The sequence below is a fragment of the Enterobacter cloacae complex sp. ECL72 genome (assembly GCF_019056635.1).
In the GTDB taxonomy this organism is placed as follows: Bacteria; Pseudomonadota; Gammaproteobacteria; order Enterobacterales; family Enterobacteriaceae; genus Enterobacter; species Enterobacter hormaechei_C.
Map to the genome: position 1 here is coordinate 2031758 of NZ_CP077659.1, position 23884 is coordinate 2055641.

General features: G+C 54.6%; 23 protein-coding genes. 6 read left to right on the top strand and 17 right to left on the bottom strand.

All coding sequences use genetic code 11. The features are described from left to right. Window positions 1–103 precede the first annotated feature (103 nt). Both KTH07_RS09940 and KTH07_RS09945 read right to left on the bottom strand, forming a co-directional pair. Window positions 104–1156 carry a YcjF family protein gene (locus KTH07_RS09940; protein WP_032619604.1) on the bottom strand — a complete coding sequence of 351 codons (1053 nt, stop codon included), beginning with the start codon at window positions 1154–1156 and terminating at the stop codon, window positions 104–106. Next, complete coding sequence (locus KTH07_RS09945; RefSeq protein WP_017382231.1) at window positions 1153–2550, bottom strand: YcjX family protein; 1398 nt, start codon at window positions 2548–2550, stop codon at window positions 1153–1155. Before KTH07_RS09945 ends, KTH07_RS09940 begins: the two co-directional genes overlap by 4 nt. Before the next feature lie 155 nt (window positions 2551–2705). On the opposite strand from KTH07_RS09945, the gene KTH07_RS09950 reads away from it, so the two are divergent. Beyond that, window positions 2706–3716 carry a LacI family DNA-binding transcriptional regulator gene (locus tag KTH07_RS09950; RefSeq protein ID WP_017693340.1) on the top strand — a complete coding sequence of 337 codons (1011 nt, stop codon included), beginning with the start codon at window positions 2706–2708 and terminating at the stop codon, window positions 3714–3716. Between the two features lie 33 nt (window positions 3717–3749). Here KTH07_RS09950 and KTH07_RS09955 read toward each other — a convergent pair whose 3' ends face one another. The 15 genes from KTH07_RS09955 to pspA form a co-directional block, all read right to left on the bottom strand. Then, a complete protein-coding gene (locus tag KTH07_RS09955; RefSeq protein WP_023303821.1) occupies window positions 3750–4664 on the bottom strand; it encodes an OmpG family monomeric porin in 915 nt (304 codons plus the stop codon). Between the two features lie 65 nt (window positions 4665–4729). Beyond that, the gene (locus tag KTH07_RS09960; protein WP_032619600.1) at window positions 4730–5812 is read right to left on the bottom strand and encodes an ABC transporter ATP-binding protein; all 1083 of its coding nucleotides are present in this window, start codon (window positions 5810–5812) and stop codon (window positions 4730–4732) included. 13 nt (window positions 5813–5825) lie between these two features. Next, window positions 5826–6491, bottom strand: coding sequence for a beta-phosphoglucomutase (gene pgmB, locus KTH07_RS09965; protein ID WP_022648295.1), 666 nt, complete (start codon window positions 6489–6491; stop codon window positions 5826–5828). Continuing rightward, entirely contained in the window at window positions 6481–8760 is a 2280-nt protein-coding gene (locus tag KTH07_RS09970; RefSeq protein ID WP_032619599.1) for a glycoside hydrolase family 65 protein, read from the bottom strand. Before KTH07_RS09970 ends, pgmB begins: the two co-directional genes overlap by 11 nt. After that, the gene (locus KTH07_RS09975; RefSeq protein ID WP_087876610.1) at window positions 8754–9812 is read right to left on the bottom strand and encodes a Gfo/Idh/MocA family protein; all 1059 of its coding nucleotides are present in this window, start codon (window positions 9810–9812) and stop codon (window positions 8754–8756) included. The genes KTH07_RS09970 and KTH07_RS09975 overlap by 7 nt, the downstream gene beginning before the upstream one ends. An 11-nt stretch (window positions 9813–9823) precedes the next feature. After that, on the bottom strand, window positions 9824–10612 hold the full coding sequence (locus tag KTH07_RS09980; protein ID WP_032619596.1) for a sugar phosphate isomerase/epimerase: 789 nt from the start codon (window positions 10610–10612) through the stop codon (window positions 9824–9826). A gap of 17 nt (window positions 10613–10629) precedes the next feature. Next, window positions 10630–11682, bottom strand: coding sequence for a zinc-binding alcohol dehydrogenase (locus KTH07_RS09985; RefSeq protein ID WP_015570403.1), 1053 nt, complete (start codon window positions 11680–11682; stop codon window positions 10630–10632). 28 nt (window positions 11683–11710) lie between these two features. After that, a complete protein-coding gene (locus KTH07_RS09990; RefSeq protein WP_015570402.1) occupies window positions 11711–12553 on the bottom strand; it encodes a carbohydrate ABC transporter permease in 843 nt (280 codons plus the stop codon). Next, window positions 12540–13421: a carbohydrate ABC transporter permease gene (locus KTH07_RS09995; protein WP_063161926.1), complete on the bottom strand. Its 882-nt coding sequence runs from the start codon at window positions 13419–13421 to the stop codon at window positions 12540–12542. Before KTH07_RS09995 ends, KTH07_RS09990 begins: the two co-directional genes overlap by 14 nt. Before the next feature lie 21 nt (window positions 13422–13442). Continuing rightward, window positions 13443–14735, bottom strand: a complete 1293-nt coding sequence (locus KTH07_RS10000; protein WP_032619594.1) for an ABC transporter substrate-binding protein — start codon at window positions 14733–14735, stop codon at window positions 13443–13445. Between the two features lie 13 nt (window positions 14736–14748). Next, complete coding sequence (locus KTH07_RS10005; protein ID WP_045331927.1) at window positions 14749–16434, bottom strand: sugar phosphorylase; 1686 nt, start codon at window positions 16432–16434, stop codon at window positions 14749–14751. A gap of 207 nt (window positions 16435–16641) precedes the next feature. Continuing rightward, the gene (gene pspD / locus KTH07_RS10010) at window positions 16642–16866 is read right to left on the bottom strand and encodes a phage shock protein PspD (protein ID WP_003856857.1); all 225 of its coding nucleotides are present in this window, start codon (window positions 16864–16866) and stop codon (window positions 16642–16644) included. Between the two features lie 12 nt (window positions 16867–16878). Further along, window positions 16879–17238: an envelope stress response membrane protein PspC gene (pspC, locus tag KTH07_RS10015; RefSeq protein ID WP_006810819.1), complete on the bottom strand. Its 360-nt coding sequence runs from the start codon at window positions 17236–17238 to the stop codon at window positions 16879–16881. Then, window positions 17238–17462, bottom strand: coding sequence for an envelope stress response membrane protein PspB (pspB, locus tag KTH07_RS10020; RefSeq protein ID WP_003856853.1), 225 nt, complete (start codon window positions 17460–17462; stop codon window positions 17238–17240). Before pspB ends, pspC begins: the two co-directional genes overlap by 1 nt. A gap of 49 nt (window positions 17463–17511) precedes the next feature. Beyond that, window positions 17512–18180 (bottom strand): phage shock protein PspA, encoded by a 669-nt coding sequence (gene pspA / locus KTH07_RS10025; RefSeq protein ID WP_015570399.1) that lies wholly within the window; start codon window positions 18178–18180, stop codon window positions 17512–17514. A gap of 151 nt (window positions 18181–18331) precedes the next feature. Here pspA and pspF point away from each other — a divergent pair, with 151 nt between their 5' ends. The 5 genes from pspF (at window position 18332) to sapD (ending at window position 23884) form a co-directional block, all read left to right on the top strand. Beyond that, on the top strand, window positions 18332–19324 hold the full coding sequence (gene pspF, locus KTH07_RS10030; protein ID WP_163375074.1) for a phage shock protein operon transcriptional activator: 993 nt from the start codon (window positions 18332–18334) through the stop codon (window positions 19322–19324). A gap of 88 nt (window positions 19325–19412) precedes the next feature. Further along, the gene (gene sapA, locus KTH07_RS10035; protein WP_017383082.1) at window positions 19413–21053 is read left to right on the top strand and encodes an ABC transporter substrate-binding protein SapA; all 1641 of its coding nucleotides are present in this window, start codon (window positions 19413–19415) and stop codon (window positions 21051–21053) included. Then, window positions 21050–22015: a putrescine export ABC transporter permease SapB gene (sapB, locus tag KTH07_RS10040; protein WP_017383081.1), complete on the top strand. Its 966-nt coding sequence runs from the start codon at window positions 21050–21052 to the stop codon at window positions 22013–22015. Before sapA ends, sapB begins: the two co-directional genes overlap by 4 nt. After that, window positions 22002–22892, top strand: a complete 891-nt coding sequence (sapC, locus tag KTH07_RS10045) for a putrescine export ABC transporter permease SapC (RefSeq protein WP_003856843.1) — start codon at window positions 22002–22004, stop codon at window positions 22890–22892. The genes sapB and sapC overlap by 14 nt, the downstream gene beginning before the upstream one ends. After that, window positions 22892–23884: a putrescine export ABC transporter ATP-binding protein SapD gene (gene sapD, locus KTH07_RS10050; protein ID WP_003856840.1), complete on the top strand. Its 993-nt coding sequence runs from the start codon at window positions 22892–22894 to the stop codon at window positions 23882–23884. The genes sapC and sapD overlap by 1 nt, the downstream gene beginning before the upstream one ends.

Here is a 23884-nt window from a genome sequence, read left to right on the forward strand (position 1 = left end):
CACCGTTTAAGCCAATAACAATAAAATGATATGTCAGATAACGGTATTCGGGAAGGTGGCTGTCAACAAATATTGACAGCCCGCACGATTAGTAAACAAAACCTCACTGAGCAGGTTTTTTATTGAGCGTCTCTTTAAGCTGGCCAATCAATTCGCGACGGAAATCCCCCAGCCGCGGCTTATCGCCATCGATCCAGGGGAGTGGACGACAAACCTCCATCGCTTTGATGCCCAGGCGTGCCGTAAGCAGACCGGCACCAATCCCCTGCGCCGCCCGGGCAGAGAGACGGGCCGCAAGATCCTGCGACATCCAGTCCATCCCGACCTCCCGCACCAGTTCGCTTGCCCCGGCGAAGGCGATATTCAGCAATACCAGTTTGAACAGGCGCAGCCGACTGTAATAGCCAAGCTCAATGCCATACAGTCTGGCGATGCGGTTGATCAGGCGCAGGTTGCGCCAGGCGATAAAGGCCATGTCCACCATCGCCAGCGGACTGACGGCGATCATCAGGGTAGATTCCGCCGCCGAGCGGCTGATCTCACGACGAGCCTGCGCATCCAGCACCGGCTGAACAATGTGGGCATAGAGCGTGACCACTTCCTGGTCATTCTGGGTTTCGTGGATCGCCGCATACCAGCGCTGAAGCGCCGGGTGAGAGTGATCAATCCCGGCCTGAGCCCCAAGCTTTTCACAAAAAGCACGCCCTTTTCCTGTGCCGTGACTGTGCAGCAGATCCCGCGCCTCATCGCGTTCGTGGGCACGCTGACGCAAACGCCAGAGGCGACGCCACTCGGTGACGACCGAGCCAACGCCCGCACCAACAATCAACGCCCCGGCGGCGCATCCCCCCAGCGCCACCCAGTCCTGCGTTTGCCAGGCATTGATGCCCCACTGCACGCCCTGGCCGATTACGCTCACACCAAAAAGGGCTAACCCGGCGGTCACCATCTTGCGCCACAGGCTGCGTTTCGGGCGCAGTGCCGCATCAACAACCGCTTCCGCCTGCCCCTCTTCAACCAACGGCTCGTCTGCCAGCACGGGAGCAAAGTTGTCGGCCTGCGAGCCGCTGAAGGTTTGCGCCGTTTTAAACGCCTCATGCGGGGACTGCTCAAGCTGGCCGGTAAAATCAATGCGTGGTTTTAACGGTTCCGTCATCGCAATTTATCTCCAATTAAAAATTCCAGCGCGGCATCCAGACGGATATGCGGCAATGGCTGGTCAACGTTCATGCTCTGCGGACGGAAGGCTTCGAACTGAAAACCCTGGCTTTGCCAGAAAGCCTGGCCCGGCAGACGCGCCGGAACTTCCCCCGGATAGACCGTGAGCGGCTCACCGTCGCTGAGACGGTTGCCCCGCAGGGCCGGAATTTTCTCGCCATTCAGGTCAATCAACCCACTCTGCGTTGCCTGTACGGACGCCAGCCCCAGACAGTCCATGCTGATCCCTTCGAAGGCCGCATTCTGCCAGGCATCCTGCACCAGCTGTTGCAGCAGGGATACCATGTTGGCGTGCTGATCGACCGTCACATGGTCAGCTTTTGTGGCGGCAAACAGCAGCTTGTCGATGACCGGCGAGAACAAACGGCGAAACAGCGTACGCTGGCCATAATGAAAGCTTTGCATCAGCTGCGTCAGCGCCAGCCGCATATCATTGAACGCCTGCGGCCCGCTGTTGAGCGGTTGCAGGCAGTCCACCAGCACGATCTGGCGGTCAAAGCGTAAAAAGTGATTTTTATAAAAGCCCTTAACCACCTTCTCACAGTAATAATTGTATCGCTCGCGGAGCATACCGGCGTTGGTGGTCTTGTCCGCCTGCGCCAGTTTCGATTCACCGATGCTGTCAACGTCCGGCCACGGGAAAAACTGTAGCGCGGGAGCACCGGCTAAATCACCCGGCAGAACAAAGCGGCCCGGCTGAATAAAATGCAACCCCTCCTGCTTGCACTGATGCAGGTAATCCGTCCAGGCTTCGGCTATGACGGCCAGACGGTTTTCATCCGCCGGTGCCAGCGGATCCAGTCCTTCGCAAAGCTGGCGCCATTTGGTCGACCACTCTGCCCGCTGCCCCTGCAACAGACCGGTCATCTGTCGGGACCAGCTCAGGTAATCCTGCGCCAGCATCGGTAAATCGAGCAGCCATTCTCCCGGGTAATCCACAATTTCGAGATAGAGCGTGGACGTTTCTTTGAAGTGACGCATCAGGGATTCATTCGAGCGGAAACGAAGCGCAAGCCGGATTTCGCTCACGCCACGCGTCGGGGTGGGCCAGGCGGGAGGCTCCCCGTATAACTGCGCCAGACCTTCATCATAGGTGAAACGGGGTATGCCAAAATCACGTTGCGGTACGCGTTTCACCCCAAGCAACCGCTCCTCGCGCACTGCGCTAAGCAGTGGCAGGCGCGCCCCTGCATGCAGGTTCAACAGCTGATTGACCATCGCCGTAATGAATGCTGTCTTACCGCTGCGGCTCAGCCCCGTCACGGCAAGACGCAGATGGCGATCAACGCCACGGTTCACCAGAGAATTGAATTCGTTTTTAAGTCGCTTCATCGCCGTCCTTCATTGCCTGGAACCCTGAAAAAAGTCACTTCAGAATACAGTAAATTGGGGCAGATCGTTGATTATCAATTCTTAATTATTGCTATTGCCGTTTTCTCTCCAGTAAGATGGGCGCAATTGCTGTCCGTCTGGAGTGAGTAAGGTGTATGTCACCCACCATCTATGATATTGCCCGCGTTGCTGGCGTTTCGAAATCAACCGTGTCGCGCGTTCTGAATAAACAAACGAATATTTCTCCTGAAGCGCGCGAAAAGGTGTTGAAGGCGATAGAAGAATTAAATTATCAACCGAATAAACTTGCCCGCGCACTCACCTCTTCTGGCTTCGACGCCATTATGGTTATTTCGACCCGTTCAACCAAAACCACCGCAGGCAATCCGTTTTTCTCTGATGTACTACATGCCATTACGGCAAAAGCAGAAGAAGAGGGTTTTGATGTTATTTTACAAACGTCCAAAAGCAGCGAAGATGATCTGCAAAAATGCGTGGGTAAAATAAAGCAGAAGATGATCAAGGGGATCATCATGCTAAGCTCGCCGGCGAACGAGTCTTTTTTCGCGACGCTGGACGAATATGGCGTGCCCGTGGTCGTTATTGGTAAAGTGGAAGGTAATTACCAGAATATCTATTCTGTCGACACGGATAATTTCCGCGACAGCGCCATATTAACCGACTCATTTATCAAACATGGTCGCACTAAAATTGCCTGCCTGCATGCCCCGCTCGATTATCACGTTTCTATCGATCGCCTGGCGGGCTATAAATCGAGTCTTGAGAAGCAGGGTATTGCAGTTAACCCGGACTGGGTTATTGATGGCGGATATACCCATGAAAGCGCGCTTCAGGCGGCCTGTCAGCTACTCTCTTCAGACAACCCGCCCGATGCGGTTTTTGCGACAGACAGTATGAAATTGCTGAGTCTTTATCGTGCCGCGGATGCGCTAAACCTGACGATCCCCGAACAGGTCGCAATGGCAGGATACAGCGACCCAATGCTATCTCTCATTTTAACCCCTGCGCCTGGCGGCTTTGATATCCCCACCAGAAAGCTGGGCGAAGAGAGCTGCGATGTGTTGTTCAGGTGCATAGCGGGTAAACCTGCCCCGCATAAGATATTGGTTGAAACGCATTTTTCAGATGCGGCTTCATTACGCTAAAAACCAGGGGCAAACGCCCCTGGTGAAGTGTTATCAAAACGCGTAATTCACGCCGATACCGGCATAGTGGAAGCGGTCACTTTCCCCTTCGTCATGGTTTTCCCATTCGTAGGCATATTCCAGCGTCATGGATAAACCATTGTTAAAATCATAGGCGTACAGCATACCCAAACGGTTGAAATCATGTCCTTCACGCTCAGGATCGTCTTGCCAGTCCCAGTTTGACCAGCGATCGAGTCCCAGACGGGTATAAGGCGTTAGCGTCGTCTGACCCAATGAAATCGGCAGATAGGCGCGAATTTCCTGAGTGGAGAATTCACCGTTATTTCGTGAGCCGTCCATATTAAAACCGCGCTCTAAATAGTAATTAACTTTTGCCGAGACCGTTTCGTTAATTGTCCAGGTAAAACCGGTTTCGGTCTCGACGCGGCTGTCAGAATAGCCGGTTTTTTCCAGATCGTTGGCAAACTGATACATGGCAAACCAGCCGCCAAAACGCCAGTCGTCGGTTAGTTTAATATCCCAGTCAGGCTGAACTTTATAGCGCTGCATATTAGCACTACCGTCTTTAGCACCATGCTCATCCTTAAAGTGATAGCCATAATTACGGAAGCCACCGGTCAGGCCGAACGTAAAATCATCGGTGCCGATAAAACGATAGCGTAATTCTACTTCAGGACGATCGAAATAGGTGCCGCGCGTCATGCTACTGTAATCGACCGGCCCTTCCTGATACATAGCCAGCGAAATGGTCCAGGCATCCCATGTGGCATTAAACCACACGGAGGGTTCATATAATCCATCTTTATCGTCGGCCTGACCTTCGACGTTTTCAATTTCATACATGGCGCCAATATTAAATTCCCACTGTTTGGCTGATTCTGTTGCTTGCGCGCAGCTCACCCCTGCGCACAGGACGAGCGCAGCACTTCTTAGTAGAGTACTCATTAAAATATTCCTTTATAATTAACACACAAAAAACCGGAAACTTTCATTTCCGGCGAACACCTTTCTTATCTAATAGCTGTTTCAGTATCAGCATCGAAGAAATGGCACTTATTCATATCGAACTGGATGCCGATATTATCTCCGGCAACGTAATCATCCGCCGCTCCCGCACGGACAACCAGTTCATGCCCACCCACGGTGGCATAAAGCATAAATTCAGCCCCGGTCAGCTCAGCAACGCTGATCTTCGCCGTGATGTTTTCACCGCTTCGCTGTGCGGTGAGAATGTCTTCCGGACGGATCCCAAAGACAACCGCTTTACGCTGGTAACCTTGCGCATTCAGTACGGCCAGCTTGTCCTCCGGGATCTCCAGGCGCAGCGTTTCCGTCACAAAGTAGCGGTCGTCGATCGCGCCACGAATGAAGTTCATCGCAGGCGAACCAATAAACCCTGCAACGAACATATTCGCCGGCTCGTTGTATACCTGCTTCGGCGCGCCCACCTGCTGAATGATGCCGTCCTTTAAAATCACGATGCGGGTCGCCATCGTCATGGCTTCCGTCTGATCGTGCGTCACGTAAATCATGGTGGTATTAAGCTTCTGGTGCAGCTTGCTGATTTCAGCGCGCATCTGCACACGAAGTTTGGCATCGAGATTGGATAAAGGCTCATCCATCAGGAAGACCCCCGCTTCGCGCACTATCGCCCTGCCTAACGCCACGCGCTGGCGCTGACCGCCGGACAACGCACCAGGTTTACGCTGGAGATAGTCGCGCAAGCCCAGGATCTGTGCCGCCCAGGTAACGCGTTCTTCAATGACGGAGGGCGCAATTTTTTGCATTTTCAGGCCAAACGCCATGTTGTCGTAGACCGTCATATGCGGATAGAGCGCATAGTTCTGGAAGACCATCGCAATATCACGGGACTTGGCGGGAACATCATTCATGCAAACCCCGTCAATAATCAGTTCACCCGCGCTGATCTCCTCGAGGCCGGCAATCATTCGCAGCGTCGTGGATTTCCCACAGCCCGATGGACCGACGAAGACAATAAATTCTTTGTCTTCAATTTCGAGGTTGAAATCCTTCACCACGTGGACCTGGTTATCATAGATTTTCTGAATGTGTTTCAGAGACAGTTGAGCCATTATTAATTCCTTATCAATACGCCCGGGATGCCCAGAACGCCGTCAGGCGTTCCCAAGTCAGTTCCTGCGTTGAATGAAGTTGTAATCCCGCATGGTTCAGGCCAGGCCCAATCCCGACCGACAGCATTCCTGCGGCGTTAATCGCATCTACTCCTGCGGCGGCATCTTCGATACCAATGGCCTCTTCAGGACGCACGTTCAGTCCTTTACAGGCCGCAAGGAAGATTTCCGGGTCCGGCTTTGAGCGGCAAATGCGCGAAGCATCGGCGCAAAAATCGAAAGCCTGATGAATACCCAACGCGTGCAAAATCCCAGGAGCATTAAGCGATACGGATGCCAGGCCAATTTTGACCTTCGCGGCGCGAATATCCGCCAGCACGTCGCGAATACCCGGCAGCAGCGAATCCTGCGTCAGTGATGCCAGCGACTGGACGTAAAGCGCGTTTTTTTTCGTCGCCAGCGCCAGGCGCTGCTCGTCACTGAACATCCCCTCTTTCCCGCCATGTTTCAGAATGCGCTGGAGGGAATCCATACGGCTTATTCCCTTCAGCTGTTCGTTAAATACTTCATCGAAGGTGATACCAATCTCCTCCGCCACGGCGCGCCAGGCCAGAAAGTGAAGATGCGCGGTATCGGTGATCACCCCGTCCAGATCGAATACAACAGCGTTAAGTGTCATGGCGCCCCTCCGTGGTAGCGGTCCCATTAACAGATGCAAGAAAGTCCTTACGCTCACAGACCTTTCGCCCTGATACGTGCAGCGTTTTACCCCACAGCGTCAACGTGACAGGTGCGGTGGTTTCAATGGTTAACTGGTCATCTTCACAGGTAATGTGCATCGTTGCGTCCCGCCACCGCAGCGGAAAGGCGAGTTTCTGCCAGTGAGCAGGCAGCTTCGGCGCAAGATGCAGCTCCCCTTCGCTAATGTGCAGGCCAGCAAATCCCTGAATGGCGCCCAACCAGATCGCACCGGTGGCGGCGGCATGAATACCATCATCGCTGCTGTGCGGGTCGTCCCCCAGGTCGATGGCAATCCCATCACGCCAGAAGGCATACGCCCCGTCGGTGTCACCGCAGCGTGCGAGCACAATGCCGTGAATGGCTTTACTCAGGGATGAATCATGGATCGTGCGTGGCTCGTAGAACGCCAGATTGGCGGCACATTGCTGCGGCGTAAACCGTTCCGGCAGCAGGTAGTTAAGCATCACCACGTCGGCCTGCTTCAGGATCTGCATCTCGTTCACTTCCGCGCGAGAGTAATCAAGCAGAATGGTTTGCTTACCCGCTTTGGCTTTATAGCGGCTCAGATCGATGGCAGGTTTTGCCATGAAGGTATCATCCTGCGGGATCACACCCTCTGCGTCGGCCTCTGGCAGCCACAGGCGCGCCAGAAACGTCCCGGCATTCTCCGTAAAACGCGCATCTTCACGCCCAAACATCGCCATAAACTGACGCGCGCAGGCAACGTTGTGCCAGGCCAGATAGTTGGTGTAGGCGTTGTTGTTGACATGCTCGGTGTATTCATCCGGTCCGATTACGTCATGGATCTCAAGACGACCATTAATTTCCGCCGCGCGTCCCATCCAGAACGAAGCGGTTTCCATCAGCAGCGTCAGGCCCTCATTGCGCATAAAGGCATCGTCGTGTGTTGCCTGCCAGTAAGCGACAACGGCCCAGGCAATATCAGCCACGATGTGGTGTTCAGCGAGTGCGGAGGCGACCTTCTGGCGAACCCCGGTGCGGATGTTAATGGCCGCAAATTCTGGCGTCTCTTCCTGTCCGCTGGCGGCGCTTTCCCACGGGAACAACGCGCCCGGCCAACCGTTACGGCGTGCTTTTTCACGCGCGCCCGAAAGATTGAGCCAGCGATAGCGCAGCAGACTGCGGGCAATCTGTGGACGGGTAAACAGATGGAACGGCAGCAGGAAAATTTCGGTATCCCAGAAGACGTGTCCCTTATACCCCTCACCCGTCAGCCCTTTCGCCGCAATACTGCTTCGCTCATCATGAGCAGGCGTCATTGTCGTCAGATGCCAGACGGCGTAATCCAGCGCCAGCTGATCCTGCTGTTCTGCACACGTCACTTCCACCCGAGCGTCACGCCATACCGCTTTCCAGGCGTACGCTGAGCTTTCAAGCAACGCATCGTAGCCTCTTGCGGCGCAGACTTTGAGATCGGCCAGCGCGTTGCGGGCGAAAGACTCCTGAGAGAGCGATTTATCGCAGCGATGCGTCAGCCAGACGATTTTTTCAAGCGTGACAGTGTCACCTTGCGAGATAGTCAGAGAATGATGAACGCTGAGGCGACGATTTTTGGCGGTGAAACAACTGTCGCTCTTAGCGGAGAGCTGACAAAACGCCGAAACAACAACTTCAGACGCCCGGTCCTGCGTTTCATACACACCCTGCATGTAGTGCTGGTCAAAGACCCTGACCGAGATTTCATCCAGGTGCTGCCTGCCGCTGTTCGTTTGTGTCGCATCTATGCCGGTTTTCAGCACGGCCTGAGCGGCGCCGTCAAGCGGTGTGATCGAGAGCTGCATTACCACTAAGGGCAACTGGTCCAGCGAAACAAAACGACGGCTCTCGAGGCGATAGCGTTTTCCGTCCGGCGAACGCCAGACAACGTTACGATGCAGTTCGCCGTTAGCAAAGGCCAGCTCGCGTTGCCACTCAAGAATTTCGCCTGAAAGGAGCGTGAAATTGACGCCGTCCAGCTCAACTTCAATCCCGGTGACATCCGGCAGATTGATCAGCTCAGTGGTTTCGTTGCGTCCCGCGCGATGATACAGCCCCGCGAGATACATGCCTCTGGTCTGCTGGGTGTAATCTTCTTCATGCGTGGCGCGCATGCCCATGTAGCCATTGCCGCAGGCCATAATGGACGCGTACTTATTCAGACTATGCGGGCAAAAGCCCGGATCGGTTAATACAGACTGGTTCAGCATAACGTCACGCTTTCCCCTGTTTCCGCGGCTTCATATAACGCCGCGACTAATTGCTGGATCACCAGCCCCTGCTCCGCATCGGCAATCATGACCGGCTCGCCCAATACGTGGCGAACAAACGCGTCCATACTGCGCAGATGTCTCCGATCGTCAGCTTCTTCACGCTGGATCAGCGTCTGCAAAACACCGGCTTCGTCGTTATAAATGTGTGCCGGGAACAGCGTTGCACCCGCCTTCTCACCGCAGAAAGAAACGTTCATGATCGACAGCTCGCGGATATTAAGCGCAAAAGAGGTGTCCAGACGCAGAATGCCACCGTTGCAGAACTCAATCGTGCCAAACAGGGCATCTTCCACGGTAAACTGCGCAGGATCCCATTCGCCAAACTGGCCGGTGTGTTTCCGGTTCCCCAGTCTCTGGAAGCTGTGCGCGGTTACCCGTTTCACGGTCGGGAAGCCGAGCACATACATCGCGGCATCCAGCATGTGAATGCCGATATCGATCAGCGGCCCGCCGCCCTGGAGCGATTTATTGGTGAACACGCCCCACCCCGGCACACCGCAGCGACGCAGGGCCTGCGCGGAGGTGAAGTAAATTTCACCGAGCGTTCCGTTCATTACCGCCTCGCGCAGGAGCAGGGTATCCAGGGCAAAGCGATGGTGAAAATCGTACGCGAGGACTTTTCCGGCCTTGCGCGCCGCGAGACGCATCTCATCTGCCTGGTGCGGCGTCATCGCCGGCGGCTTTTCACACATCACATGACAGCCTGCTTCGAGAGCCGCCATCACATGTTCAAAATGGAACCGGTTAGGCGAACAGACGCTCACCACATCCGGTTTTACTTCCTGCAACATCTCGTGAGCGTCCTGCCATGCCGATGGAATAGCATAACGTTCCGCGAACGCCTGTGCCTGCTCAAGGCGGCTGTCCATGACAGCCACCATTTGAACATCACTGCGCGTGGCGTAATACGAGGCATGCACTTTGTCTGCAACCTGCCCGGCGCCAATAATGGCGACGCGCAGAGGCAAAGGTGTAGAAGCACTCATCACGCTCGTCATCCTTAGCATTCACGCAAGTAAGTGAGAGAGTCCTTATAGGCCTGAGCCGGATCGTCGGCACGCACCCGGCACTCGTACACGACGTAACCCTGATAGTTATCGGCACGCAGCTGATCGAACAGGCTGGCGAAATCGAGGCTGCCGCTGCCCGGCTGATAGCGGTGGTTATCAGCAATGTGCACATGACCCAGCAGGTCGCGGTTGTGATGCAGCGCTTCCGTCAGGGAGTCTTCTTCAATATTCATGTGGTAGAAATCACCGATGATCTGCACGTGCTTCAGGCCGTTCTCTACGATATAACGACGCGCGTCGGCCAGGGTGTTGATCATATGATCCTGATAGCGGTTCAGCGGCTCCAGGTAGACGGTAGTACCGGTGCGCGCTGCCACCTCATCCAGCCAGCGCAGGGAAGCGCTGACCGCTTTGCGATCGCCGTCCAGGCTACGTGGCGAAGTCATTGGCGGCAGACGGAAGGTAAACATCCCCCAGGCAGCCGGAACGATAATCCCCTTTCCGCCCACTTCTGCCAGCGCTTCCAGAATGCGTTCAATCTGCTGTAGACCGTTCAGGCGGCGTTCTTCGATGAAATCCCCGATCCAGCCATCGTATCCGCCACAGGCCGTCGTGACCGGCAGGCCGGTGGCTTTGATAGCCGCTTTTACTTCGTCGAGATTTTCCACCAGCAGTCGGCCATCGATTTCGTAGCCATCAAATCCCATCCCTTTGATGTATTCGAATTTTTCCATGATAGCGGTCGGGAAAAAGGCCTGGTTTTGTGTTGCGATTTTCATGATTTGCTGTCCTTAGCTTAAAAAGTGACGCCCATTTTGATACTGAGTTCCGGGTGCTGATCGACATACTTCATATAGCTTTCCGGGCTGGTGGTGAAGGTGACGACCGGGTCGATCAGATCTTCGCAATTGAGATAACCGTTCATCAGCAATTCCCAGCAGGTCTCTTCAATACGCTTGCGGCTCCAGCGCGGATAATCCGGGTTGGGTTCACTGCATGCGCGGGAGAAGACAATTTTGGCGTTATTGAAGTGTGCTTCGCGACCAAGGTTGAAGCCCGCCGCGAACGGCTTGGCGAAAGCCACATAGGAGATGGTGCCGCCGTAGGCGAGACCGCGCAGCGCAGATTGCAGCGCATCTGCGAATCCGCTGGTTTCGATGATCACATCTGCGCCCTGCTTGCCGGTCAGTTTCTTAATTTCCAGACCAACATCGGTACCGATTGGGTTCAGGCAGTGGTCTGCACCGTGACGGCGGGCGATCTCACAGCGATGTTCGATAGGATCGACACCAATAACCACTGACGCGCCGGCTTTTTTCGCCAGCTGAATCGCAATCTGGCCAATCGCGCCCAGCCCCACAACCACGACGAAATCCCCTACGCGGACGTTAGCATCACGCACGCCGCTCATGGCGAACTGCGCCGGATCGTAACAAACGGCATTTTTCCAGGATGCACCCTGCGGCATTTTGCGCAGCTTATAGTTGTTCACCGCGTTAACGATGACCGTTTCCTGCAACGGGCCGTAGCAGCAGACGCTGTCGCCGATCTGGTATTCGGTCACGTCCGCACCACATTCGATGATGTCGCCGACGATCATGTTCCCCAGCTGGAATTTACCAAATTCGATGCCGCGCGCTGCACCTTCTTCACGCGGGGTAAACATCTGCCACTCCGCGTTGAACTCTTCATCGATGAACGGGCTTGCCGCGCGGAAATCCACGACTTCAGTGCCGTGTTTCGGGGCGCCATAACGGGCACGAATCTTCACCTCATGTGCTGCAACAGGACGATCTTCGTATTCCACCAGCGCCGCTACACGAGGCGCTGTCGCAACTAATTTTTTCATGACTGACTCCTTGTTAAAATCGGCCGCCTCAGCCCTTCACGCCGCCGGCGGTCAAACCACTTTTAATGAAACGTTCAGACAGGGCATACATAATGACGACCGGAAGTGCCGTGACCAGCGATGCCGCCATCATGCGACCCCAGATGTAATCTGGCGTACTGAAGAGCGTGTTCAGCCCGACCGGCAACGTGAAGTTGCTGGCGCTGGACAGGAAAATGGAGGCGAACAGATAGTCATTCCACGCCACCATGAAGCAGTAGACAAAGACCGACACCAGACCCGAGATCGCCAGCGGCACGGTGATGCGGAAGATGATTTGCAGGCGGTTCAGGCCGTCCATCATCGCGGCTTCTTCGATTTCGTCCGGGATGGTGTCGAAATAGCTGCGCAGCATAAAGACCGCGGTAGGCAACGTCTGCGTGACCATGGTGATGATCAGCGCCAGTTCGGTGTCATAAATGCCGAGCGCGGTGATGATTTTGAACAGCGGCACCACCAGCAGGATCCCGGAGAACATATAGACGGTGTAGAAGCTCGCATTGATCGTCGTGCGCCCTTTAAAGCGCAGTTTGGATAACGCATACGCGCCCAGCGTGCCGAGAAACACCGCAATGACCGAGGAGGTCAGCGACACCACCATGCTGTTACGGAAGTAATCCACAAACGGGAAAATCAGCGGGTTAAAGATGTCGATGTAGTGCTGTAGCGTCCACTCCTGCGGCAGAATGGTCGGGTGCAGCGAGATCGCCTCTTTCGCGCTTTTGAACGACGTCATCAACATCACAAAAAACGGAAACAGCGTGATAATCAGAAATAGCGCCAGTCCCAGATAAAAACCGATACGGCCCAGAACGCGTTTATTTGTTGCCATTGAGGTTTACCCTTTTTCTGGTCAGCAGAATGACAGCGAAGATGATCACAAACAGCACAACGGAAATGGCGGCTGCTTTACCCAGGTCATTGAACGCAAAGGCGGTTTTGTAGAGATATACGCCCAGAATGTCGACCTTGGTGGTGAGCAGATACACATCCGCAAACATGTAGAACATCCAGATGGTTCGCAGCGTGACCACCGTGGCCAGCACCGGCATGATGGCGGGCAACGTCACGATACGAAAACGCTGCCAGGCATTCGCTCCGTCCATCTCTGCCGCTTCGTACAACGATTTATCAATGGTCTGCAAAATCGCGAGGAACGAGATAAAGGCATACGGGAAGTAACGCCAGATGGCGAACAGCACAACCAGGACAAAACTGCTGCCAGGATTATCGAACCACAGCGGCGCCTGATCGTAGAGATGCAGCAGATCCACGCCCAGGTAGTTCACATTCCCGTAGCCGTTGTTGAACATGTATTTCCAGGCAAATACCAGTGAAATAGACGGCGTCACGTATGACAGGATCACCAGTGAACGTGCCGTTTTCCGCATGCGGAATTCACGGTTAAAGAAGATCGCTACGGCCAGTCCCAACCCGGTGCTGCCGAGGACGACCAGCGCCGTATACCAGAACGTCATCCACAGGGAGTGCCAGAACGCAGCATCGCCCAGAATGCGAATGTAGTTATCCAGGCCGACAAACACCGCATCAATACGCGGGTTCAGCGGTAAACGTAAAAAACTGATTTCAATGTTGGAAATCATTGGCCAGGCCACCAGGCCCCCCAGCAAAATCAGGCTGGGGGCCAACAGCAGCATGGCGAAAGGCATATCTGAACGACCAGAAAACAACGTCTTCATAATTCCCTTCGCAAAGCGCTCCTATCGTTGTGTTATCAGGTCAGTCAGTTTCTTCTGGCTGTTGCTTAACGTCGCATTGAGATCTTTTTGTCCCACCGTCACGTTATGCACCATGGAACTGATAATGCCGGAGCCGGTAACATCTCCCATGCGGGTAAAGTTTTTGTCGCCTACGGCGCCAAATACCTGGACGTTCGGGAACTGGGCAATCAGCTCGTAAGGCAGTTGGCCAAAGGCTTTGATCACGTCGTTGTTTTTCCAGCTTTCAGTGCCCACCACGAGTTTGTTCACCGGCAGCGCCGCACCAGGGGACATCATCACCCAGTCAGACGCGTTTTGAGCCTGCTCCATCCAGGTCACAAATTTTTCTGCCGCCTGCGTTTCCTCTTCGGTCTGGCCGGTCGTGATCGTCAACGAGGTGATCATGCCGTACACGGCTGATGATTTTTCCGTCGGGACCACGAACCCCAGGTTGGCCGGATTGCCATCTTTGTAGACCGCGGGCAGGATATAGGTGGAGTAAACGGCCATCGGCGCAGAGCCGTTCATAAAGGCGTCTTTGATCTCCATGACATCATTCGAGCCCGGCATGGTGTTCGCGGCCAGTGCCCGATAAAACGCCAGCGCTTTCGACATTTCAGGGGTATCGATTTTCACGTTGCCGTTTGCATCAAAGACGTTGGCTCCGCCTGACAACGCAAACTGCGAGAAGGCCTGCTCCGTCATGACGCTTTCTGCGGTTGGAAGCGCGATACCGTAATGTTTTTTCGCCGGATCGTTGAGCGCCTGACTGGCTTTCAGCAGTTGCTCCCAGTTGTGCGGTTCTTCGATTCCCGCTGCCGCGAGCGCGTCTTTGTGATACCAGACGCCGGACAGCCACGCGCTAACCGGCACCCCCGTCCATGCCTTGCCGTCTTCGGTGCGAACAACGCGTAAAATGCCGTCGTAAAAGGTATCTTCGCCGACGGCGTTAATCGCGTTGCCGATCGCGTCACGGTCCAGCAGTTGCTCTTTATCCATGACTTTGGCGTAGTCATGGCTGACTTCAATCACTTCCGGCAGCGCGCCGGTACGGGCCAACGTAATGACCTTGGTGTTATAGGCATCTTCCTCAACGGGGACCTGTTTCACCGTAATAGTCGGGTTTTCTTTCTCGAATTTTTCGATCAGTTTCGTAATAACTGCCTGACGCTCCTGTTCTACCGACGAGTGCATAAACTCAATGGTGACCTGAGATGCTTTATCGTCCTTACAGCCTGATAACAGGGCGCACGAAACCAGTGCTGATAACAGCACAATTTTGGGCATTTTCATTTTAGGGTCCTTTTTAGTTTTCTTTAATCCACATTACCTGCCATGGATTGAGGGTCAGTTCCGTACCGCTAATATCTTGTCCTGAGAGTAATTCCCTACCAAAGAGCGTTTGTCCATAAACGGTCTGCATTTTATTGCTAAAATTAAATAATGCTGTCATTCGCTCGCCATTTTCAGCAACACGAACAATTTTAAGAATATTTTCACCGATTGCGTCAAAAATAGCCTGACTATCCGGATGGAACGCACGCTCGCCGCGACGAATAGCAATAAGCTCACTCAAATGAGAATAAATCTGATAACGTATACTCTTATTATTATTAAGCTCACGATCAACCTGACCTGCGGTGTATTTCTTCCTGTTTATCGCGCGATTATATCCGAGACGTTCGACACCTTCATAATCGTTACGCGAACCAAGAATGCTTTGAATATATACAGCCGGTACGCCAGGAAAACTTAACAACACAGCATGCGCCAGGATGAACCGCGCAATGCGCTCATCATCTGAGCTGTCTCGCAAACTCAACGCATCAAGATAGGTGACATTAATTTCATAGGGGCTTCGCGTTCCGTCAGGATTATTTTTCCAGTTGACCAGCGCGCCTTCCTGCTGAAGCTTTTCGACCAGCGAAAGGATCTCTGATTCCGGAAGGATGCCGCGTAATGGGTTCAATCCGATACCATCATGTGAAGCCAGGAAATTAAACCAGGTGGTGTAAGTTGAAGGCAGCGCCAGCGAGCCCGCCCACCGGCACAGGGCTTTAACATCCTGACGATGAACGGCGTGCAGCACCAGCGGCGGTAAGGAAAACTGATAGACCATCTGGGCTTCATTTTCACCATCACCGAAGTAAGAGATATTGTCTTTGTGGGGAACATTTGTCTCAGTGATGATCACCGTTCCAGGCGCCACGGCGTCCGTAATGGCGCGGAACAGCTGGATAAGGCAATGGGTTTGTTCCAGATGGATACAGGTGGTTCCCGGGATCTTCCACATAAACCCGACCGCATCCAGACGGATATAACGCGCCCCTTCCATGAGGTAATGGAGCAGAACGTCAACCATGGCAATCAGCACCTGCGGCGAGGCGAAATTGAGATCGATCTGGTCATCGCTGAATGTGGTCCACAGATGACGAACGCTGCCATCATTAAGCGTAAACGGCGTCAGCAGCGGTAATGCGCGGGGACGCGTCACCGCCGATAAATCGGTTTCGGGATCGACAGAAATAAAGAAATCTTCGTAGCCCGGCTTCTGCGCCAGATAATTAGCAAACCATTCGCTTTTCGCTGACATATGGTTGCAAACGAAGTCAAACATTAAGCTGGCAGACTGTTTTAATTCCGCGACATCTCGCCAGGTTCCGGTTTCAGGTGCAACTTCGTGATAATCAATAACGGAAAATCCATCATCCGACGACCACGGATAAAACGGTAACAGATGGACATGAGAAAACGTGCGAGAAAGCCATTCATTATAGAAACGGGTAAATACCGGCAACGCTTTCTCCCCTTTCGCGGAAAACTGATCGGCATAGGTAATCAGCACAACGTCTTTTTCATCCCAGCCTGACTTACGCTTTTCCGTAATATTAACCGCCGCCTTTTCAAGCTTAGTTAATAACACGTTAAGGTGTGCATCTGAAAATGATTCACCGTAAATATGATTGATAAGTTTTTTAATTTTTGCGTTCACATTATTTTCCGTGGTAGCGGTCCCACGGATTGGCAATCTACTCCCATGTAAAATATCTGTCAACGGACCCGGGGGCAGAAAGCAGCAATCTCAGCGCAGCGCAACGCATTATTGTGAGCTGCCGCAAAGAAAGCAGAAAAGCAGAAGAAACGCAGAAGGGAAAGTCATGCCCCTTCTCTGGGCGAGAAAGGGCTTATGCGGGAGGAACTAGCGTGACAGGTAGCGCCGGGAAACGCGTTTTGCCAGCTTCTGTAACAGCGGCTCCAGAGCGACCGCCAGCATCATTCTGACCGGCTTGCGGGCAACAGACTTGATCGCCCAACCCGCCACACCGGCCGGGCCATAACGTAACGCCGTCATCAGAACCAGTTTACCTGCGATTTTCAGGCCGGGTTTTACCTTCTGACCGGCCTGTTGCCAGTTTTGTTTCATGTAAGTTCTCTCTTAAAGCTGACGAAAACGACTTCTCAGCGTAAAGGTATCGGAGGTGACATAACGTTCCATCTCGCGCAATCGCTTCTCCCCTGCGCTCAGCTGTTCATCCACCGCGTTCAGGAGATCGCTGCTGGTTGGCGTGTTCTCCGCATCCAGCTCACCTTCCGGCATAGGATCGAGTACAAACGACAGGATGATGTATGCCACCAGTGTAATAAAGGCCAGGCCGAAGAAAATCGACAATACGGTGACCACACGCACCAGTTTTACCGGAACATCCAGATAGTGCGCCAGCCCGGCGCAAACGCCCCGAACCATGCCCTGCTGTGGGATCCGCCACAGTTTTTTATTCAGATTCAGTCCAGCCATTACCGTTCCCTCCAGTTCGGGTGTTCCGCGTCCAGGATAGCTTCCAGCGCCTGAATACGTTCGCGCATTTTATTTGCCTCGGCAGAGAGCTGCGCCAGCCGCTGTTGTTCACTCTGCGACAGCTCACCGCGTGAAGAGCGGTTGCTGTAGTGCAGCCATAACCAGATGGGCAGAACAAACAGCACGAAAATGGTCAGGGGTATAGCCAGAAAAAGCGCGCTCATGTGTACTCCTTGTCTTACGATGCGGCACGCTCAGGTGCCGCAGGAATTATTATTGGTTGTCTTGTTTCATTTTGGCTTTCAGCGCAGCCAGTTGCTCGCTAATTTCATCATCGGCCTTCAGGTCAGCAAACTGCTGATCGAGGGTTTTCTGTTTACCGATGCTGTGGCTCTCGGCTTCAGCTTCCATGTGGTCGATACGACGTTCAAACGATTCGAAACGGGCCATCGCTTCATCCAGCTTGCCGCTGTCCAGCTGGCGACGCACGTCGCGAGACGAGCTTGCAGCCTGGTGGCGCAGCGCCAGCGCCTGTTGACGTGCACGGGTTTCGCTGAGTTTGTTTTCAAGCTCACCAATCTCTTTCTTCATACGCGCCAGAGTATCATCCACCAGCGTCACTTCGTGTTCCAGCGTGGCAACCATGTCGGTCAGCTTCTGCTTCTCAATCAGCGCAGCGCGAGCCAGATCTTCTTTATCTTTACGCAGCGCCAGTTCCGCTTTTTCCTGCCATTCGTTAAGCTGGGCAGTTGCCTGCTCGATACGACGCGTTAACTGCTTTTTCTCTGCCAGCGCGCGGGCGGAGGTGGAGCGTACTTCAACCAGCGTGTCTTCCATCTCCTGAATCATCAGGCGCACCAGCTTCTGCGGATCTTCCGCTTTCTCCAGCAGCGAGTTGATGTTGGCGTTCACGATGTCGGCAAAACGAGAAAAAATACCCATAATTCAATCCTCATAGTTCTGTTATCGGGCGATGCCCTGCTGAGTAGTTAATACAAATCCCATGCCAACTTTTTATCTTATTGATTTTACTGAGTGTGATTGATATTTATCCAGCCAGCGGCTATTCTCACCTGGTGAATATCACTAAGGAGTGGTTAATTTCATCATGGCTGAATATAAAGATAATTTGCTTGGCGAGGCCAACAGCTTCCTGGAAGTGCTTGAACAGGTATCGCGCCTCGCGCCACTGAATAAACCGGTGCTGATTATCGGTGAGCGCGGAACGGGTAAAGAACTTATCGCTAACCGCCTGCACTTTCTGTCTGGCCGCTGGGACGGCCCTTTTATTTCCCTTAACTGCGCGGCGCTGAATGAAAACCTGCTCGACACCGAGCTGTTTGGTCATGAAGCTGGCGCCTTCACCGGCGCACAAAAACGCCATCCCGGACGCTTTGAGCGCGCCGATGGCGGAACGCTCTTTCTCGACGAGCTGGCGACCGCGCCGATGCTGGTGCAGGAAAAACTGCTGCGCGTCATTGAGTACGGTGAACTGGAACGCGTTGGCGGCAGTCAGCCCCTCCAGGTCAACGTTCGCCTGGTATGCGCCACCAACGCCGACCTGCCCGCGATGGTGGCTGAGGACAAATTCCGCGCCGACCTGCTGGACAGGCTGGCTTTCGATGTTGTACAGCTGCCGCCGCTGCGGGAGCGGCGCAGCGATATCATGCTGCTGGCCGATCAGTTTGCCATTCAGATGTGCCGGGAACTGGGTCTGCCTCTCTTTCCGGGCTTCAGCGAACGGGCCACCGGGACCCTGCTCGGTTACCACTGGCCGGGCAATATTCGTGAACTGAAAAACGTGGTGGAACGGTCCGTTTACCGGCATGGCAGCAGCGAGACCGAACTGGACAACATTATTCTCGATCCTTTTCGGCGCGAGGAGAAACAGCTCCCTGCTCCGGCGACGCGCCAGCAGGCTCCGGCGTTGCCGCTCGATTTACGCCACTTCCAGCATCAGCAGGAGCAACAGTTGCTTGAGCAGAGCCTGAAAGAGGCGAAATATAATCAGAAACGGGCAGCTGAACTGCTGGGCCTGACCTACCATCAGTTAAGGGCATTGCTCAAAAAACATCAAATGCGCTGACATTATCAGCACTTACCCCCAGACATTTTTACGAAGCAGGCGTAAGTGCGATACACTTTGCAGATCGAATCTAAAAACCTTAAAAACTATGCGCCTGGTTTTATCGTCCCTGTTTGCACTCGGTCTGTTCAGCAATCTGGCCTTTGCTGCGCCCGATCGAGCTGTGCCTCCTGATATCCGTGATAGTGGTTTCGTCTACTGCGTCAGCGGGCAAGTTGATATTTTTAATCCGCAAAAAGCGGGGAGCGGCCTGATTGTCGATACGCTGGCCGCACAGCTCTACGATCGCCTGCTCGACGTCGATCCTTATACCTATCGGCTGGTTCCGGAGCTTGCTGAAAGTTGGGAAGTGCTTGATAACGGTGCCACATACCGCTTTCGTCTACGCGATGATGTCGCATTTCAGCACACCCCGTGGTTTACCCCAACCCGTAAGCTCAACGCGGATGACGTGGTTTTCACCTTCCAGCGCATATTCAACCGCAATCATCCGTGGCATAACGTTAATGGCGGGAACTTCCCCTATTTCGACAGTCTGCAATTCGCGGACTCGGTCAAAAGCGTTCGCAAACTGGATAACCGTACGGTTGAGTTTCGTCTGAATCGCCCGGATGCCTCCTTCCTCTGGCATCTGGCGACGCACTACGCCTCGGTCATGTCAGCCGAATACGCGGATCAGCTGACGAAAAAGGATCGTCAGGAACGTCTCGATCGTGAGCCTGTAGGCACCGGTCCGTTCCAGTTAGCAGAGTACCGCGCCGGACAATACATTCGCCTGCAACGCCACGATCGTTTCTGGCGCGGCAAGCCGCTGATGCCGCAGGTTATTGTTGATCTGGGTTCAGGTGGAACAGGCCGACTCTCCAAACTGCTGACCGGCGAGTGCGACGTGCTTGCCTGGCCTGCGGCCAGCCAGTTGACCATTTTGCGCGACGACCCACGCCTGCGCCTGACCCTGCGCCCGGGCATGAACATCGCTTATCTGGCGTTTAACACCGATAAGCCGCCGCTAAATAATCCGGCCGTGCGCCATGCGCTGGCGTTAGCGATCAACAACCAGCGTCTGATGCAGTCGATTTACTACGGTACCGCGGAAACCGCCGCCTCTATTCTTCCGCGCGCCTCCTGGGCCTATGACGGCGAGGCGAAGATTACGGAATATAATCCGGCGAAAGCGCGCGAACAGCTTAAAGCGCTGGGGGCAGAAAACCTGACGCTACAGCTGTGGGTGCCCACCAGCTCTCAGGCGTGGAACCCCAGCCCGCTGAAAACGGCTGAGCTGTTGCAGGCTGATATGGCGCAGGTGGGCGTTAAGGTGATCATCGTGCCTGTCGAAGGCCGTTTCCAGGAGGCGCGTCTGATGGACATGAATCACGACTTAACGCTGGCTGGCTGGTCCACCGACAGTAACGACCCGGACAGCTTCTTCCGTCCGCTGCTGAGCTGTGCGGCAATCAACTCCCAGACCAACTACGCCCACTGGTGTAACCGGGAATTTGATGCCGTGCTGCAAAAAGCGCTGGCGTCTCAACAGCTTGCCTCACGCATTGAGGCCTACGATGAAGCGCAAAATATTCTGGCCAGAGAACTTCCCGTGTTGCCGCTTGCCTCTTCCCTGCGCCTCCAGGCCTACCGTTACGATATTAAAGGGCTGGTACTCAGCCCGTTTGGTAACGCCTCCTTCGCGGGCGTGACCCGTGAGAAAGAACAAGAGGTGAAGAAACCATGATTATATTTACCTTGCGTCGGCTACTGTTACTGCTGGTGACCCTGTTCTTCCTGACCTTTGTCGGCTTTAGCCTGAGCTACTTTACGCCGCACGCCCCGCTTCAGGGCTCATCTCTCTGGGACGCCTGGCTGTTCTGGTTTAATGGCCTGCTGCACTGGGATTTTGGCGTGTCCAGCATCAACGGACAGCTCATCTCCGAACAGCTGAAAGTGGTTTTCCCGGCCACCATGGAGCTGTGTATACTCGCCTTTGGCTTTGCCCTCATGGTGGGGATCCCGGTGGGAATGCTGGCGGGAATTTATCGTAATAAATGGCAGGATAAATTTATTAGCGCGCTTGCCTTAATTGGCTTTTCCATCCCTGTTTTCTGGCTGGCGCTGCTGCTTACCCTCTTCTTCTCACTGACGTTAGGCTGGCTGCCGGTATCTGGCCGTTTTGACCTGCTGTATAACGTGCAAACGGTTAGCGGCTTCGCCATCGTTGACGCCTGGCTTTCTGATTCAGTCTGGCGCGACGAAATGATCGTGAGTGCGCTGCGCCACATGGTGCTGCCGGTGCTTACGCTGGCCGTCGCGCCGACGACCGAGGTGATCCGCCTGATGCGCATCAGCACTATCGACGTCTTCGATCAAAACTATGTGAAAGCCGCCGCCACGCGCGGACTGTCTCGCCTGACGATTTTACGTCGCCATGTGCTGCACAATGCGTTGCCCCCCGTAATCCCACGTCTTGGGCTGCAATTCTCAACCATGCTGACGCTGGCGATGATCACCGAGATGGTTTTCAGCTGGCCGGGCCTTGGGCGCTGGATGATCAATGCCATTCGCCAGCAGGATTATGCGGCGATCTCCGCCGGCGTGATGGTGATTGGCTCGCTGGTCATTATTGTTAACGTTATTTCCGATATTTTGGGTGCCATGGCCAACCCATTGAAGCATAAGGAATGGTATGCCTTACGATAACGTCTACAGCGAAAAGCGCACGCCCGGTGCGCTACGCACCGTGTGGCGTAATTTTTACGGCGACACCACGGCGATGATCGGCTTTTACGGCTGCATTGGCCTCGTGTTGCTGTGCGTTTTGGGTTCGTGGTTTGCGCCGTATGGCATCGATCAGCAGTTCCTTGGCTATCAGCTTTTACCGCCGTCGTGGTCGCGCTACGGGGAGGTTTCGTTCTTCCTGGGGACTGACGATCTCGGACGCGACGTGCTAAGTCGTTTGCTGAGCGGCGCCGCACCTACGGTGGGCGGCGCGTTCGTGGTCACCCTGGCTGCCGCGATCTGCGGCCTGGCGCTGGGCATTTTTGCCGGCTCAACCCACGGGCTGCGGTCGGCCGTGCTTAACCATATTCTTGATACCCTGCTCTCTATTCCTTCGCTGCTGCTGGCGATTATCGTCGTGGCCTTCGCGGGGCCGCACCTCACCCATGCGATGTTCGCCGTCTGGCTGGCCATTCTGCCGCGCATGGTGCGCTCGGTTTACAGCCTGGTTCACGACGAGCTGGAGAAAGAGTATGTCGTCGCCGCCCGTCTGGATGGCGCCACCACGTTTAATATTTTGTGGTTTGCCGTGCTGCCTAACATTGCCGCCGGGCTGGTGACGGAGATCACCCGCGCCCTGTCGATGGCGATTCTGGATATCGCAGCGCTGGGCTTCCTGGACCTTGGCGCGCAGCTCCCTTCCCCGGAATGGGGCGCTATGCTTGGCGATGCGCTGGAGCTGATTTACGTTGCGCCGTGGACGGTCATGCTGCCGGGCGCGGCCATCATGGTGAGCGTGCTGCTCGTTAACCTGCTGGGCGACGGGATCCGCCGCGCAATCAATGCGGGGGTGCAATAATGCCGTTACTCGATATCCGCAACCTCACGATCGAAATTAAAACGGGCGAAGGCTGGGTCAAGGCCGTGGATCGCATCAGTATTACGCTCGCAGAGGGCGAAATCCGCGGGCTGGTGGGCGAATCGGGTTCAGGGAAAAGTCTGATCGCCAAGGCCATTTGCGGCGTGGCGAAGGACAACTGGCGGGTGACCGCCGATCGTATGCGCTTCGACGACATCGATCTGTTGCGTCTCTCCCCGCGCGAACGCCGTAAACTGGTGGGCCATAACGTCTCGATGATTTTCCAGGAGCCTCAATCCTGTCTCGATCCGTCCGAGCGCGTCGGGAAACAGCTGATGCAGAACATCCCCGGGTGGACCTATAAAGGCCGCTGGTGGCAGCGTTTCGGCTGGCGTAAACGCCGTGCCATTGAGCTGTTGCACCGTGTCGGGATCAAAGACCATAAAGACGCGATGCGCAGTTTCCCCTACGAACTGACCGACGGTGAATGCCAGAAAGTGATGATTGCCATCGCCCTGGCGAATCAGCCGCGTCTGCTGATTGCGGACGAACCAACGAACGCGATGGAGCCAACCACCCAGGCCCAGATTTTCCGCCTGCTCACGCGTCTGAACCAGAATAACAACACCACCATTTTGCTGATCAGCCACGACCTGCAAATGCTGAGCAAATGGGCGGATAAAATTGATGTAATGTATTGCGGCCAGACGGTAGAAACCGCGCCAAGCGAAGACCTGGTGACGACGCCGCATCATCCCTACACGCAGGCGCTGATCAGGGCGATCCCGGACTTTGGCAGCGCGATGCCGCACAAAAGCCGGCTGAATACACTGCCTGGCGCGATACCGCTGCTGGAATCGCTGCCCATTGGCTGCCGTCTGGGTCCGCGTTGCCCGTATGCTCAGCGCAAATGCATTGAAACACCGCGCCTGACAGGGCCGAAAAACCATCTGTTTGCCTGTCATTTCCCGCTGAACATGGAGAGAGAGTGA